The 15,371-nt window shown below is 70.5% G+C and carries 12 protein-coding genes; 10 read left to right on the top strand and 2 right to left on the bottom strand.

Translation table 11 applies throughout. The features are described from left to right. Window positions 1-30: 30 nt before the first annotated feature. Window positions 31-561 carry an LLM class flavin-dependent oxidoreductase gene (locus ACYUED_RS09695; RefSeq protein ID WP_491291871.1) on the top strand — a complete coding sequence of 177 codons (531 nt, stop codon included), beginning with the start codon at window positions 31-33 and terminating at the stop codon, window positions 559-561. On the opposite strand, the gene ACYUED_RS09690 is transcribed toward ACYUED_RS09695, so the two are convergent. Together ACYUED_RS09690 and ACYUED_RS09685 are read right to left on the bottom strand one after the other, a co-directional pair. Further along, a complete protein-coding gene (locus ACYUED_RS09690) occupies window positions 548-1,930 on the bottom strand; it encodes an FAD-binding oxidoreductase (RefSeq protein WP_491291870.1) in 1,383 nt (460 codons plus the stop codon). The two genes, ACYUED_RS09695 and ACYUED_RS09690, sit on opposite strands and share 14 nt — an antisense overlap. Window positions 1,931-2,027: 97 nt before the next feature. Further along, a complete protein-coding gene (locus tag ACYUED_RS09685; RefSeq protein ID WP_266588489.1) occupies window positions 2,028-3,830 on the bottom strand; it encodes a glycoside hydrolase family 15 protein in 1,803 nt (600 codons plus the stop codon). A 503-nt stretch (window positions 3,831-4,333) separates the two neighbouring features. On the opposite strand from ACYUED_RS09685, the gene pyrG reads away from it, so the two are divergent. From pyrG to ACYUED_RS09640, 9 genes are all read left to right on the top strand, one after another. Further along, window positions 4,334-6,001 carry a CTP synthase gene (gene pyrG / locus ACYUED_RS09680; RefSeq protein WP_266585649.1) on the top strand — a complete coding sequence of 556 codons (1,668 nt, stop codon included), beginning with the start codon at window positions 4,334-4,336 and terminating at the stop codon, window positions 5,999-6,001. A gap of 97 nt (window positions 6,002-6,098) precedes the next feature. Further along, the gene (locus ACYUED_RS09675) at window positions 6,099-6,725 is read left to right on the top strand and encodes an NUDIX domain-containing protein (protein ID WP_491291869.1); all 627 of its coding nucleotides are present in this window, start codon (window positions 6,099-6,101) and stop codon (window positions 6,723-6,725) included. A 161-nt stretch (window positions 6,726-6,886) separates the two neighbouring features. After that, window positions 6,887-8,962: a tetratricopeptide repeat protein gene (locus tag ACYUED_RS09670; RefSeq protein ID WP_491291868.1), complete on the top strand. Its 2,076-nt coding sequence runs from the start codon at window positions 6,887-6,889 to the stop codon at window positions 8,960-8,962. A 144-nt stretch (window positions 8,963-9,106) separates the two neighbouring features. Beyond that, window positions 9,107-10,222, top strand: a complete 1,116-nt coding sequence (gene ald / locus ACYUED_RS09665; protein WP_491294195.1) for an alanine dehydrogenase — start codon at window positions 9,107-9,109, stop codon at window positions 10,220-10,222. A gap of 380 nt (window positions 10,223-10,602) precedes the next feature. Continuing rightward, complete coding sequence (locus ACYUED_RS09660; protein WP_266795841.1) at window positions 10,603-11,778, top strand: ParA family protein; 1,176 nt, start codon at window positions 10,603-10,605, stop codon at window positions 11,776-11,778. Beyond that, window positions 11,763-12,347 carry a hypothetical protein gene (locus tag ACYUED_RS09655; RefSeq protein WP_491291867.1) on the top strand — a complete coding sequence of 195 codons (585 nt, stop codon included), beginning with the start codon at window positions 11,763-11,765 and terminating at the stop codon, window positions 12,345-12,347. Before ACYUED_RS09660 ends, ACYUED_RS09655 begins: the two co-directional genes overlap by 16 nt. Window positions 12,348-12,365: 18 nt before the next feature. After that, the gene (locus tag ACYUED_RS09650) at window positions 12,366-13,598 is read left to right on the top strand and encodes a segregation and condensation protein A (RefSeq protein WP_491291866.1); all 1,233 of its coding nucleotides are present in this window, start codon (window positions 12,366-12,368) and stop codon (window positions 13,596-13,598) included. After that, the gene (gene scpB / locus ACYUED_RS09645) at window positions 13,595-14,251 is read left to right on the top strand and encodes an SMC-Scp complex subunit ScpB (RefSeq protein ID WP_266511700.1); all 657 of its coding nucleotides are present in this window, start codon (window positions 13,595-13,597) and stop codon (window positions 14,249-14,251) included. The genes ACYUED_RS09650 and scpB overlap by 4 nt, the downstream gene beginning before the upstream one ends. Then, window positions 14,251-15,345, top strand: coding sequence for a pseudouridine synthase (locus tag ACYUED_RS09640; protein WP_491291865.1), 1,095 nt, complete (start codon window positions 14,251-14,253; stop codon window positions 15,343-15,345). The genes scpB and ACYUED_RS09640 overlap by 1 nt, the downstream gene beginning before the upstream one ends. Window positions 15,346-15,371 lie beyond the last annotated feature (26 nt).

Genomic DNA, 15,371 nt, shown 5'->3' with positions numbered 1-15,371 from the left:
GGGCTCGGCCGGCCGGGTAGCGGCCCGAGCATGGACTTCGGTGTGGTCGCCGTGGGACGGGAGGACGACAGCGCGGTGGACGAGCCGCTGCGGGTGGCGGCGGTGGCCGACCGGCTCGGATACCGGGAGGTGTGGGCCGGGGAGGGACCGACCTGGGACTCCTTCGTGCTGGCCGCCGCGATCGGCCGGGTCACCGAACGGGTCGCGCTGACCGCCGGGCCCGTCCCGATCGATCCGGCGCCTCAGCCGCTCGCGCAGGTCCTGGGGAGCATCGCCGGCTGTCTGACCGTGCCGGGGTACAGCGACGGGTTCACCGGCGCCGGCTTCGGCGAGGCCGTGCGGCTGGCCGCCGACGGCGCCGATCGCGGCACCCTGGTCCGGGCGCTGCCGGCGGCGGCCGCCGGCACCGTCGGTCTGGTCGGCGACCTCGACACCGTGCGCGCCCGTGTCGACGCCTACGCCGAGGCCGGGCTCGACGAGATCGCCCTGGTGCCGGCCACGGCGGCCGATCCGGCGGGGGAGCACACGCTGGGGGCGCTGGAGGCTCTCAGGACGGCTTGATGTTGTGGTTGAAGCGGAACACGTTGTCGGGGTCGTACGACCGCTTCACGTCCGCGAGCCTGCGCGCGTTCTCGGTGCCGAGGCCTGCCACGACCCGGTCGGTGCCCTCGTCCCCGATGAAGTTGAGGTAGACCGCGCCCGTGCTCCACGGCTGCACGCCCGCCCGTACGTCCCGGACCCACTGGATGCATCGCTCGTCGTCCGCCGGGTCCTCCCACAGCCCGAAGGGGTGCACGGCCCACGGCGCGTCCCGGTAGGGCACCGGGTACTCGTGCGGACCGGTGCCGATCGCGCCGCCCTGCGGGAACAGCGCGTGCAGGGTGCCCGTCGGCGTGGGCAGGGCCAGACCACTGGCGCAGAACGCGTCCACCAGGTCGTCCGGAGCGCCGGTCAGATACTCCGCCGACCAGTAGTTCCGCATTCCCGGAGGATCGTCGAGCATGCACTGCACGTCGGCGTACGGCATCGCCCCGACGATCTCCGACTCATGCGGCAGCGCCAGCAGCGGCTCGGCCAGTTTCCGCAGGTCCGCCTCGGCGCCGGCGTAGGTCAGCAGCACCCCGCACAGCAGCGAGCCGACCAGGTGCGGCGGGACGAAGTCCTCGGGCGGGCCGGTGACGTAGATGACGGCACCGCTCGCCTCGTCCGGGCCGGCCGTGATCACATCCCGGTAGGTGCGCGTGGCCTCCGGCCCGAACTCCGGCAGATACAGCACGAACGCAATGGAGAACTCGGGCAGTTCGTGCAGTTTCAGGGTGAGCGCGGTGGCGATGCCGAAGTTGCCGCCACCACCGTGCAGGGCCCAGAACAGGTCGGGGTTGTCGTCGGCGTTCGCATGGATCAGCTCGCCGTCGGCGGTGACCAGTTCGACGCCGAGGAGGTTGTCGACGGCGAGTCCGCAGCAGCGGTCCAGCCAGCCCGAGCCGCCGCCCAGAACGAAGCCGCCGACACCGGTCGTGGAGGCGCGGCCGCCGGTCGTGGCCAGGGCGTGGGGCTGGCAGGCCCGGTCCAGCTCGCTCATGGTGGCCCCGCCCGCGATCCGTACCGCCTCGGCGGCCGGATCGACGGTGACCGTGCGCATGTGGCGCAGATCGACCACGAGGGCGCCGTCGCCCACTGCCATGCCCGCCACGCTGTGCCCGCCCCCGCGTACCGCGACCGGCAGGTCCAGCTCACGGGCGAAGCGCACCGACCGCACGACGTCGGCCTCGTTCACGCACTGTGCGATCACGGCCGGACGCCGGTCGATCATCGCGTTGAACACGATCCGGGCCTCGTCGTAGCCCGGATCTCCCGGGGCGAACACGTCGCCGACCAGATCCTCGCGCAGCGCGGCGACGGCCGCGCCCGCCTTCGATGGGGAAGCCATGCGGCGCCCCCTTCCGTGCAGGGGCTGTTGGCTCCAGCGTAGGCGGGCCCGGTCCGGCGGTCCTGTTCAGCCGCCGTCGGTCACCGATCCGTAAGGTTCAGCCGCCGTACGCCCCCGACGCCGTCAGGCGCAGCGCCGTGTCGATCAGCGGGACGTGGCTGAAGGCCTGCGGGAAGTTGCCGACCTGGCGCTGGCGCTTGGGGTCCCACTCCTCGGCGAGCAGGCCCAGGTCGTTGCGGAGCGCGAGCAGCTTCTCGAACAGCTTGCGGGCCTCGTCCACGCGGCCGATCATCGCCAGGTCGTCCGCCATCCAGAACGAGCAGGCCAGGAAGGCACCTTCGTCGCCGGGGAGCCCGTCGACGCCCTCGCTCTCGCCCTCGGTCGGGTAGCGCAGGATGAAGCCGTCCGGCGTCGACAGCTCGCGCTGGATCGCCTCGATGGTGCCGATCACCCGCTTGTCGTCCGGGGGCAGGAAGCCCATCTGCGGGATCAGCAGCAGCGACGCGTCCAGCTCCTTCGAGCCGTAGGACTGCGTGAAGGTGTTGCGCTCCTTGTCGTACCCCTTCTCGCACACGTCCCGGTGGATGTCGTCGCGCAGCTCGCGCCACCGCTCCAGCGGGCCGTCGGCGTCACCGGACTCGATGAGCTTGATCGTGCGGTCCACGGCGACCCACGCCATGACCTTGGAGTGCACGAAGTGCCGCCGCGGGCCGCGCACCTCCCAGATGCCCTCGTCCGGCTCGTCCCAGTGCCGCTCCAGGTAGCGGATGAGCTTGAGCTGGAGCAGGGAGGCGTAGTCGTTACGGGCCAGGCCCGTCATGTGGCCGAGGTGCAGGGCCTCGGTGACCTCGCCGTACACGTCGAGCTGGAGCTGGTGTGCCGCGCCGTTGCCGACGCGCACGGGAGCCGAGTTCTCGTACCCGGGCAGCCAGTCCAGCTCCGCCTCGCCGAGCTCCCGCTCGCCTGCGATGCCGTACATGATCTGCAGGTTCTCGGGGTCGCCCGCCACCGCCCGCAGGAGCCACTCGCGCCAGGCGCGGGCCTCCTCGCGATAGCCGGTGCGCAGCAGTGAGGAGAGGGTGATGGCCGCGTCGCGCAGCCAGGTGTAGCGGTAGTCCCAGTTGCGGACGCCGCCGATGTCCTCGGGGAGGGAGGTGGTGGGGGCGGCGACGATGCCGCCGGTCGGGCCGTAGGTGAGCGCCTTGAGCGTGATCAGCGAGCGGATCACCGCCTCACGGTAGGGACCGTGGTACGTACAGTGCTCCACCCACTCGCGCCAGAACTCCTCGGTCGCCTGCAGCGACTGCTCCGGCTCCGGCAGCGCGGGCGGTTCCTTGTGCGAGGGCTCCCACGAGATGGTGAACGCGATCCGGTCACCCGGGGCGACCGTGAAGTCCGCGTACGTCGTGAGCGACTTTCCGTAGGTCTCGGCCTCCGTGTCGAACCACACCGAGTCCGGACCGGCGACGGCGACCGTACGGCCCTCGTGCTTGTGCACCCACGGCACCACACGGCCGTACGAGAAACGCATCCGCAGGGCCGAGCGCATCGGGACGCGGCCCGAGACGCCCTCGACGATGCGGATCAGCTGGGGGGCGCCGTCACGCGGGGGCATGAAATCGGTCACCCTGACCGTGCCGCGCGGGGTGTCCCACTCGGATTCCAGGATCAGGGAGTCGCCGCGATAGCTGCGCCGGGCCGCGGTGGGCGGCTGCGCGTCGGACGCGTGGGCGGGGCCGAGCCGCCAGAAGCCGTGTTCCTCGGTGCCCAGCAGGCCGGCGAAGATGGCGTGCGAGTCGAAGCGGGGCAGGCACAGCCAGTCCACCGTGCCGTCCCGGCAGACCAAGGCAGCGGTCTGCATGTCTCCGATGAGTGCGTAGTCTTCGATGCGCCCGGCCACGTGCAACTCCAGTCGAACGGCCACGTCACCCCCAAAGGGGGCTGTCGCTGATGCGGTCAAGGGGTCGTTGTAATGCGTCGTTGAGCGGTGAAGCAAAGCAGGCGTCAAGCCGTGTGGCAAAACGACGATCTCTACTCAACGAACTGACGAGCTCACGTTGTTCCGGTGCGTACGGGCGGGGGTGGTGCCGTGTTGCCGGCCGGGCTCGGTAGCGAGTGTCCGAGCAGGATACGACGCACGTAGATGATCTGCGTGCCGCTCCCGGCAACCCGGATAGGCCGAACGGGTGAGCAACGGGTGAAAAACATGTACGCCTGTGCACGTTCGTGGTGACTCGTGTACAGAGCGTGGCCGGAAGCCGTGCCGTCCGGGCGCTGATACCCTGGTAGCCCGTGGACCGGTGGGCACGAAACCCCCGAACCGCAGCGACGGCAGCACCGGAAATCTCCGGTCGGCAGCCGCACAGCACCCCAGACCGCGACCACGGGAGCCCCCCTTTGGCCATGCCGCCCGCTGCTTTCCGAAACAGCACAGCCACGACGACCAAGCACATCTTCGTCACCGGGGGTGTCGCCTCCTCGCTCGGCAAGGGCCTCACCGCCTCCAGCCTCGGCATGCTGCTCAAGGCGCGGGGACTGCGCGTCGTGATGCAGAAACTCGACCCGTACCTGAACGTCGACCCGGGCACGATGAACCCCTTCCAGCACGGTGAGGTCTTCGTCACCAACGACGGCGCCGAGACCGACCTGGACATCGGACACTACGAGCGCTTCCTCGACCGCGACTTGGACGGCTCCGCCAATGTCACCACGGGCCAGGTCTACTCGACGGTGATCGCCAAGGAGCGGCGCGGCGAGTACCTCGGCGACACCGTGCAGGTCATCCCGCACATCACCAACGAGATCAAGCACCGCATCCGCCGCATGGCGACCGACGAGGTCGACGTCGTCATCACGGAGGTCGGCGGCACGGTCGGCGACATCGAGTCGCTTCCCTTCCTGGAGACGGTCCGCCAGGTCCGTCACGAGGTCGGCCGTGACAACGTCTTCGTCGTCCACATTTCCCTCCTGCCGTACATCGGCCCGTCGGGAGAGCTGAAGACGAAGCCGACCCAGCACTCGGTTGCGGCCCTTCGGAACATCGGTATCCAGCCGGACGCCATCGTGCTGCGCTGCGACCGCGAGGTCCCGACCGCGATCAAGCGCAAGATCTCGCTGATGTGCGACGTCGACGAGGCGGCCGTGGTCGCCTGCCCCGACGCCCGTTCGATCTACGACATCCCGAAGACCGTGCACGGCGAGGGCCTGGACGCCTACGTCGTCCGCAAGCTGGACCTGCCCTTCCGCGATGTGGACTGGCGGACCTGGGACGACCTGCTCGACCGCGTCCACAACCCCGACCACGAGATCACCCTCGCCCTGGTCGGCAAGTACATCGACCTGCCCGACGCGTACCTCTCGGTCACCGAGGCGCTGCGCGCAGGCGGCTTCGCCAACAAGGCCCGCGTGAAGATCAAGTGGGTCACGTCCGACGACTGCAAGACCCCGGCCGGTGCCGCGGCGCAGCTCGGCGACGTCGACGGCATCTGCATCCCGGGCGGCTTCGGCGACCGCGGTGTGCTCGGCAAGGTCGGTGCGATCAAGTACGCCCGCGAGAACAAGATCCCGCTGCTCGGCCTCTGCCTCGGCCTGCAGTGCATCGTGATCGAGGCCGCGCGCAACCTGGCCGACATCCCGGACGCCAACTCCACCGAGTTCGACTCCGCCACCGGCCACCCGGTCATCTCGACCATGGCCGAGCAGCTCGACATCGTCGCCGGCGAGGGAGACATGGGCGGCACGATGCGCCTGGGCATGTACCCGGCCAAGCTGGCCGAGGGCTCGATCGTGCGCGAGGTGTACGACGGCAAGGAGTACGTCGAGGAGCGCCACCGTCACCGTTACGAGGTGAACAACGCCTACCGCGGGGAGCTGGAGAAGAAGGCCGGCATCCTGTTCTCCGGCACGTCGCCCGACGGCAAGCTCGTGGAGTACGTGGAGTACCCGCGCGAGACGCACCCCTACCTGGTGGCGACCCAGGCGCACCCCGAGCTGCGCTCGCGTCCGACCCGGCCGCACCCGTTGTTCGCGGGCCTGGTGAAGGCCTCGGTCGAGCGGAAGAATTCCAACTGACACGAGAGTTGTACGGTGACCGGGGTGCTCGCATTCAAAAGGTGAGCACCCCGGCTTCATGTGCCGTGTCGTCTCAATGCGTGCGGAAGGACTGGGCATGACGATCAAGGACTCCCCCGAGGAGTGGGAGATCCGGGCGACGGAGACCCCCTTCGTGGGCAACAAGACCTCCGTGCGCACCGACGACGTGGTCATGCCCGACGGGCATGTGGCCCGCCGCGACTACCAGGTCCACCCCGGCTCGGTCGCCGTCCTCGCCCTCGACGGCACGGGGCGGGTCGTGGTCATCCGCCAGTACCGCCACCCCGTGCGCCACAGGCTGTGGGAGATCCCGGCCGGCCTGCTCGACGTGCCCGGCGAGAACCCGCTGCACGCCGCCCAGCGGGAGCTGTATGAGGAGGCGCACGTCAAGGCCGAGGACTGGCGGGTGCTGGCCGACGTCTACACCACCCCCGGCGGCTGCGACGAGGCCGTGCGCATCTTCCTGGCCCGCGACCTGTCCGAGGCCGAGGGCGAGCGCTTCGAGGTCGAGCACGAAGAGGCCGACATGGAGCTCGCGCGCGTGCCCCTGGACGTGCTCGTGCGAGGCGTGCTCGCGGGCGAGCTGCACAACAACTGCCTTGTCGTCGGCGTCCTTTCGCTGATCGCCGCGCAGAACGGGGACGGGCTCGACGCCCTGCGCCCGGCCGAGGCCCCGTGGCCCGCGCGGCCCTTCGAGTCCTGAACGCATCCGCGCGCCTACCGGTGTGACCATCGGCTGATCCGATCGAGGGACGCGTCCGCCGCGCTCCGCCCGGTAGGTAGCAGAGCGTGAACTAGGCTCTGAGCACGCCCGAACCGGAGTCCCGGCGGGCTTGCGCGTGCGGTGGGACGGGAGCGTGGCCCGTGACGGATCAGGCGGTGGACACAGACGGCGCAGAGCGGTCGAGGCACGCCGCTGACGAGGGCCGGTTCCTGGGCCGTACAAGGGAGTTGAAGGAACTGCGCGCCGACATCGAGCGCGCGGGCCTGGACACCCTCTCCGGCCGCAAGGCCCCTCGCGCGCGCGTGCTGCTGATCGCCGGCAGACCCGGATCCGGTCGCACCGCACTCGCCGAGGAACTGGTCCGGCAGGTTGCAGACCGTTACGACGACGGGGTGCTCCGGGCCCGTCTGAGTGAACACGACGGCACGCCCGTCCCCGTCGAGCGCACCGCCCGCGAACTGCTCTCCGCACTGCGGCTGCCCACCCCCGCCGGAGCCGCCGACGACGACCTGGCCGATGCGCTGCGCGCCGCCCTCGCCGATCGCCGGGCCCTGGTCCTGCTCGACGACGCGGCGCACGCCGAGCAGGTCGACGCCCTGTTGCCGGACACGCCGGAGTGCCTGGTCGTGGCCGTTTCCGAGGGTCCCCTCACCGGCATCTCCGACGTCCGCCCCTGCACCCTCGGCGGCCTCGACACCAAGTCCGCCCTGGAGCTGCTCACCCGGCACATCGGCTCGGTCCGCATCACCGTCGACCCCCGCGCCGCCGAGGGTCTGGTCGAGGTGTGCCAGGGCCAGCCCGCCGCGCTGGTGCTGGCCGGTGGCTGGCTCGCAGCCCGCCCCAAGGCGGCGGTCGCCGACCTCGCCAAGCAGCTGCACACGGAGGGTGACGAGGGCACGCCCCTCAGCCGGGTCTTCGGGCTCGTCCACAGCTCGCTGCCCGCGCCGACCGCCCGGACTCTGCGGCTGCTCGCCCTCGCCCCGGCGGGCCTCGTCGACCCGCACACGGCGTCCGCGCTCGCCGGCTGCTCGGTGAACGACGCCCGCACCGCGCTGGACGGCTTCGTCGACCTCGGCCTGCTGCGGGCGACGGACTCGCCGCTGCCGCAGTACGAGGTGCCGAGCTGTCTGCAACCCCTGCTGAAGGCGCTCACCGGGACCCAGGACCGTCCCGGCGAGCTGCAGCTGGCCCGTGCCCGCATGCTGGAGCGGACGGTGCGGTTGCTGCAGTCGTGCCGGACGATCACCGAGACGGACGACCCCGAGGCGCGCGAGAAGCTCCAGGACATGCCGCGCTCCCTGCGCTTCTCCACCCCGCGCGCTGCCGAGGACTGGCTGCGCGTGCGCAGGCCCGCCCTGCTGGCCGCCGCCCGGCTCGCCGTGGCCGACGGGGAACTGGACACACTCGCCCGCCGCCTGATGTCCCAGCTGGTCAAGGCCATGGTCGCGCACTTCGGCACCCAGGCCGCCGCACCCGACCTGTACGGCATCCACCGGCTCGTCCTGGATGTGGCCGAGCGGCGGAAACTGCCCCGCGAGAAGGCCGCCGCCCTGCTGAACCTGGGCGACCTGGACGCCCAGACCGGCCGTACCCGGGAGGCACTGGCGCGGTATCGGGCCGCGCTGGACGCCGGACGGCAGGCGAATGACCCGTATGCGACCGGTCGCGCGATGGAATCCGTAGGCGGTGCGCATCTGGAGGTGGGGGACTACGACCGGGCCGCCGACTGGTTCGGCCGCGCCCTCGCCGAGCGCCTGGCCCGGGACGAGCGCACGGGCGCCGCCCGCCTCTACGGCCGGATCGCCGTGGCGCACACCTACGCGGGCCGCTACGGGGAGGCGCTGCGCTGCTGGCGCGCGGCGGTCGCCGGATACCGCAAGAGCGGCGATGTCGCCGCCCACGCGCGGGCGTTGAGCGAACTCGCGCGGGTCCAGGAGTACGCGGGACGGCACGAGGAGTCGCTGCGCACCTGCCAGGAGGCGGTCGAGCTGGCGCGGCGCGCCGAGGACGTACGGCTGCAGGCGGCGCTGCAGCTGCGGCTCGCCGACACGCTGGAGCGCCTGGGCGATCCCGCCTCGGCTCAGCTGCACCGGGGCACGGCCGAGCGGCTGCTGGGGGAGGAGCGCGAGGAGGGAGAACCGGGGCTTGAACCCCTTGATCCACAGCAACAGGACGTTAACGCCTACGAAATCCGTAGTGCTTCCGATAAAGATTGACGCAATGAAAGGCTAGACAGAGAGAACGCCTTCATTAGACTGGCTCTGCCGCACCTTCTCCTGCGGTGTCTCCCGGTGTGCCCATGCATGCCTGGGTATGTGTTGTATTGCCCTACACCCACTGAGCCAAGGACCGTGATCCACGTGAAGGTCGGCATCCCCCGCGAGGTCAAGAACAACGAGTTCCGGGTGGCCATCACCCCCGCCGGTGTGCACGAGCTGGTGCGCCACGGCCACCAGGTCGTCATCGAGCGGGGTGCCGGCATCGGCTCCTCGATCCCGGACGAGGAGTACGTCGCCGCCGGCGCCCGGATCCTGGGTACCGCCGACGAGGTGTGGGCCACCGCCGACCTGCTGCTGAAGGTCAAGGAGCCCATCGCCGAGGAGTACCACCGCCTCCGCAAGGACCAGACGCTCTTCACGTACCTGCACCTGGCCGCCTCCAAGGAGTGCACCGACGCGCTCATCGAGTCCGGCACCACGGCGATCGCCTACGAGACCGTCGAGCTCCCCAGTCGCGCGCTGCCGCTGCTCGCCCCGATGTCCGAGGTCGCGGGCCGGCTGGCCCCGCAGGTCGGCGCCTACCACCTGATGCGCTCGGCAGGCGGCCGCGGTGTGCTCCCCGGCGGCGTCCCCGGCACCCAGCCCGCGAAGGCCGTCGTCATCGGCGGCGGCGTCTCCGGCTGGAACGCGACGCAGATCGCCGTCGGCATGGGCTTCCACGTCACGCTGCTCGACCGCGACATCAACAAGCTCCGCGAGGCGGACAAGGTCTTCGGTACCAAGGTCCGGGCGATCATGTCCAACACCTTCGAGCTGGAGAAGGCCGTCCTGGACGCCGACCTCGTCATCGGCGCCGTCCTCATCCCGGGCGCGAAGGCCCCGAAGCTGGTCACCAACGAGCTCGTCTCCCGCATGAAGCCGGGGAGTGTCCTTGTCGACATCGCGATCGACCAGGGTGGCTGCTTCGAGGACTCCCGTGCGACCACGCACGCCGAGCCGACCTTCACGGTCCACAACTCGGTCTTCTACTGCGTCGCCAACATGCCCGGCGCGGTGCCCAACACCTCCACCTACGCGCTGACCAACGCCACCCTGCCCTACATCGTCGAACTCGCCGACCGGGGCTGGGTGGAGGCGCTGCGCCGGGATCCCGCGCTCGCCAAGGGCCTCAACACCCATGAGGGCAAGGTCGTTTACCGCGAGGTCGCCGAGGCGCACGGCCTTGAGCATGTGGAGCTCGAGACCCTCCTCGGCTGAACCCCGACCGGGCTGTTCGTCGCCGAGCCGCTAAGTCACCATTCGGTAAAAGGCGATACGTCAACACAGGTCGTCAACCGTGCGCACCAGGCCGGACCTTGCCCGACAAGGTCCGGCCGGATGTGTGTATGGTCACTTTGCGGCTCTCGGCCAACTCGCCTCGAACGTAACCCTTTGGTCGATTCGCACACCGGTGAAACCTGCCGTGCGACGGCCGTACGCCCTTGACAGAGGGATGTTTCATTGCCGACACATCCTGCCGGGTCCGGCGGATTGTGTTGCTGCGGATGCCCGACACGCCATAGAGTCGCCAACCGTCGGCTTGGTGTCACGCCGACCTGTCTAGAAGTTTCCTGGTCACCAAGGAGGTAAGACGACTTGTGAATGAGTCGACATTTTCTCCCGGGGGTGGTCAACCAGGAACGCCTGTACGGGACCAGGGTCCCGCGGGGTTCGAGGCTGTCGGCTCCGTTGCTGTGCGTACCTTCGCAGCCCGACAGAGCCCGGGTCCGCAGGTGATCCGGACAGCACACAAGAGCATGGATGGCCATCACGTGAACGCCATGGCCGGCGACGGAAGTGGCGCGCCCCACAACCACCTCGCCGTCTACGACGAACTGCCCGAAGGGCACTTCTACGATCCCGACGCGGAGTACGAGCCGGATCCCGAGTACGCGGCCACGCTCGCGCCCGACGCCGCCCGGCAGCGCCGTGAGCGTGTCGGCCCGACCGGGCGCCCGCTGCCGTACTTCCCGATCCCGGGCCCGCTGACCGACCACGGCCCCGCGAAGATCATCGCGATGTGCAACCAGAAGGGCGGCGTGGGCAAGACGACGTCGACCATCAACCTGGGTGCCGCGCTCGCGGAGTACGGCCGGCGCGTGCTGCTCGTGGACTTCGACCCGCAGGGCGCGCTGTCGGTGGGCCTCGGCGTCAATCCGATGGAGCTCGACCTCACCGTCTACAACCTGCTCATGGAGCGGGGCATGGCGGCCGACGAGGTGCTCCTGAAGACGGCGGTCCCGAACATGGACCTGCTGCCCAGCAACATCGACCTGTCCGCCGCCGAGGTGCAGCTGGTGAGCGAGGTCGCGCGCGAGTCCACGCTCCAGCGCGCCCTGAAGCCGCTCATGGCCGACTACGACTACATCGTGATCGACTGTCAGCCCTCGCTCGGCCTGCTCACCGTCAACGCGCTGACGGCCGCGCACAAGGTGATAGTGCCGCTCGAGTGCGAGTTCTTCGCGCTGCGTGGTGTCGCCCTGCTGACGGAGACCATCGAGAAGGTCCAGGAGCGGCTCAACCCCGAGCTGGAACTGGATGGCATCCTCGCCACGATGTACGACTCGCGCACCGTGCACAGCCGTGAGGTGCTCGCGCGTGTCGTCGAGGCGTTCGACGACCACGTCTACCACACGGTCATCGGGCGCACCGTCCGCTTCCCGGAGACCACGGTCGCCGGTGAGCCGATCACCACGTACGCCTCCAACTCCGTCGGCGCCGCCGCCTACCGTCAGCTCGCCAGGGAGGTGCTCGCCCGGTGTCACGCCGAGTGAGTCTGCCGGGGGCCGACGAACTCTTCCGTACGACAGGGGGAACGGCGCTCCAGCCGTCCACTCCGCGGCGGGGGGCCAACGGCGAAGCCCGTGTGCCCGCTCCCGCGGGGGAGAGCGACGGGGCCGCGGCCGCGTCGTCCGAGGACGCCCCGCAGTCGGTGCCCGTGCAGGGCGGCGACGGCGAGGGGGCGGAGCATGTGGCCGCGGAGTCGGAGTCGGCCGACGGCGGGGAGTCCCGCAGCCGGGCCGCGACCGGGGAGAGCTCCGGGCGACGTCAGGGGGCGCAGGAAGGTTCTGCCGCGGCCTCCGGCAACGCCCAGCCCCGCAAGCGCGGACGGAGCCCCTCGCGTCGGCCCAGCGGGCGCGAGCGGCACGACGAGAAGATCACCGTGTACGTGTCCGCCGAGGAGCTCATGGACCTGGAGCACGCGCGCCTGGTGCTCCGGGGCGAGCACGGGCTGGCGATCGACCGCGGGCGGATCGTCCGTGAGGCGGTCGCCGTGGTGCTGGCCGATCTGGAGTCCCGCGGGGACGCGAGCATTCTCGTACGCCGACTGCGCGGGCGGTAGCGGTAGCCTGCGGAGGCCATGACCTCCAACGACGTTCCCGCCCCCGGCGCCTCCGCCGGCCGTCGGCGTGCGCTGGGGAGGGGCCCCGCAGCGGGCACTCCGCGGGCCGAGCCCACGGCACCGTCCGCGGTGGAGCCGCCCCTCGCGGAGCCTCCGGCCCCGACGGAGGCGAAGGCAGAGGCGCTCGTCCCCGAGCCGGTTCCCGGGTCGACGACGCCTGTGGCGCCGGTGCTGGAGGCGGAGGCGGTCTTCAAGCCGGAGGTCCTGACGCCGGAGCCCGTGCACGTGCCCCAGGCCGTGGTGCCCGAAAGCTTCGTCGAGTCCGGCGTCGGAGCAGGGGTCCCGGAAGCGGGAGGGGTGTCCGAAGGGGCTTTCCGTGATCCCGACGAACCCGGCGACGGTGTCTTCAAGGTCCGGCTGTCCAACTTCGAGGGCCCCTTCGACCTGCTCCTCCAGCTGATCTCGAAGCACAAGCTGGACGTCACCGAGGTCGCGCTGTCCAAGGTGACCGACGAGTTCATGGCGCACATCCGCGCGATGGGGCCGGACTGGGATCTGGACCAGACGACCGAGTTCCTGGTCGTCGCGGCCACACTGCTCGACCTCAAGGCCGCCCGGCTGCTGCCCTCCGCGGAGGTGGAGGACGAGGCCGACCTCGCGCTCCTCGAAGCGCGCGACCTGCTGTTCGCGCGGCTGCTGCAGTACCGCGCGTACAAACAGATCGCGGACATCTTCAACCGCCGCCTCGACGAAGAGGCCCGCCGCTACCCCCGTACCGTCGGCCTCGAACCGCACCACGCCGAGCTGCTGCCCGAGGTGGTCATCAGCATCGGCGCGGAGGGCTTTGCGAAGCTCGCCGTCAAGGCGATGCAGCCCAAGCCCAAGCCGCAGGTGTACGTCGACCACATCCACGCGCCCCTGGTCAGCGTGCAGGAACAGGCCGGGATCGTGGTGGCGCGGCTGAGGGAACTCGGCCGGGCCAGCTTCCGGGTGCTGGTCGAGGACACCGAGGACACGCTCACCGTCGTGGCGCGCTTCCTGGCGCTGCTGGAGCTCTACCGGGAGAAGGCCGTGGCGCTGGACCAGGAGACGGCTCTCGGCGAGCTGATCGTGCGCTGGACCGGTGGGGACGGCGACGAGACGCCCAGGGTGACGGACGAGTTCGACCGACCGCCCGAGGAGCCCAAGGACGGCAAGGGTGACAAGGGCGGTCAGGACGGCAAGGGCGAAGGCAAGGAGGAGAAGGCGTGAGCGAGGAGACCACCGACGTTCCGGCCGGGCTGCGCACCGTCGCCGACCTCGACCTCAAGCCCGCTCTGGAGGCCGTCCTCATGGTCGTGGACGAGCCCGCCACCGAGGAGCACCTCGCGAAGATCCTCCAGCGGCCCAAGCGGCAGATCGGGGACGCGCTGCGGGAGCTCGCCGACGAGTACACCGTCCAGGGCCGCGGTTTCGAGCTGCGGCTGATCGCCGGCGGCTGGCGTTTCTACTCCCGCCCCGAGTACGCGGCGGCCGTGGAGGGCTTCGTACTGGACGGCCAGCAGGCCCGCCTCACCCAGGCCGCACTGGAGACACTGGCGGTCGTCGCCTACCGCCAGCCGGTGAGCCGCAGCCGCGTCTCGGCCGTACGAGGAGTCAACTGCGACGGGGTCATGCGCACCCTCCTGCAACGCGGTCTGGTCCAGGAGGCGGGCACGGAACCCGAAACAGGTGCGATCCTGTACACGACGACGAACTACTTCCTGGAGCGGATGGGCCTGCGCGGTCTGGACGAGCTCCCGGAACTCGCGCCCTTCCTCCCGGAGGCGGAGGCGATCGAGGCCGAGACGCTGGAAGGGGTCCCGTCGTTCGATCCGGACGCACCGGATGCAGATGCAGACGACACGACGACGACGGAACTTTGATGCGAAGCAGTGGCAGCGGCAGTGGCAGGAACAACGGGCGCGGCAACCCCCGCGGTAGCGGTGGGGGCGGCTCCCAGCCGAAGGGCGGGGGAGGGCGCGACGACAGGCCGAAGCGCGCGGGCAAGCCCCGTCCCGAGGAGCGCCGCTACGACGTGGGCCCCGGCGCCACCCACGAAGGACCGAAGTCCGGGCGCGGCGCCTCCGCACGGGGAGGTGCCAAGGGCGGGCCCAAGCAGGGCCAGGGCACCGGGCGCGGCCGTTCGGTCCCGGCGACCTCCCGCGAGTACGAGGCGAGGGCCGAGGAGCGCAACCGCGAGCGGTACGCGGGCAAGAAGGACGTCAAGCTGCCCAAGACCTTCCCGGGCGCCGAGCAGGAGGGCGAGCGGCTGCAGAAGATCCTCGCGCGCGCGGGCTACGGCTCCCGGCGTGCCTGCGAGGAGCTGATCGAGCAGGCCCGCGTCGAGGTCAACGGCGAGATCGTCCTGGAGCAGGGCAAGCGCGTCGACCCGGAGAAGGACGAGGTCAAGGTCGACGGGCTGACGGTCGCGACGCAGTCGTACCAGTTCTTCTCGCTGAACAAGCCGGCCGGCGTCGTCTCGACGATGGAGGACAACGAGGGCCGGCAGTGCCTCGGCGACTACGTGACGAACCGCGAGACGCGGCTCTTCCACGTCGGCCGGCTCGACACCGAGACCGAGGGCGTCATCCTGCTCACCAACCACGGCGAGCTGGCGCACCGGCTGACCCACCCCAAGTACGGCGTGAAGAAGGTCTACCTCGCGCACATCGTGGGCCCGATCCCGCGCGACCTGGGCAAGCGGCTCAAGGACGGCATCCAGCTGGAGGACGGGTACGCGAAGGCGGACCACTTCCGGGTCGTCGAGCAGACCGGCAAGAACTACCTCGTCGAGGTCACCCTGCACGAGGGCCGCAAGCACATCGTCCGCCGGATGCTCGCCGAGGCAGGCTTCCCCGTCGACAAGCTGGTGCGGGTCGCCTTCGGGCCGATCACCCTGGGCGACCAGAAGTCGGGCTGGCTGCGGCGGCTGTCCAACACCGAGGTCGGGATGCTGATGCAGGAAGTCGACCTCTAGAGATCCTCTGGAGATTCGTCTCCAGC

The organism is Streptomyces sp. DF42 (genome assembly GCF_058267695.1).
Note: the sequence above shows the minus strand (reverse complement) of the source record. Positions and strands in the feature narration are given on the sequence as shown.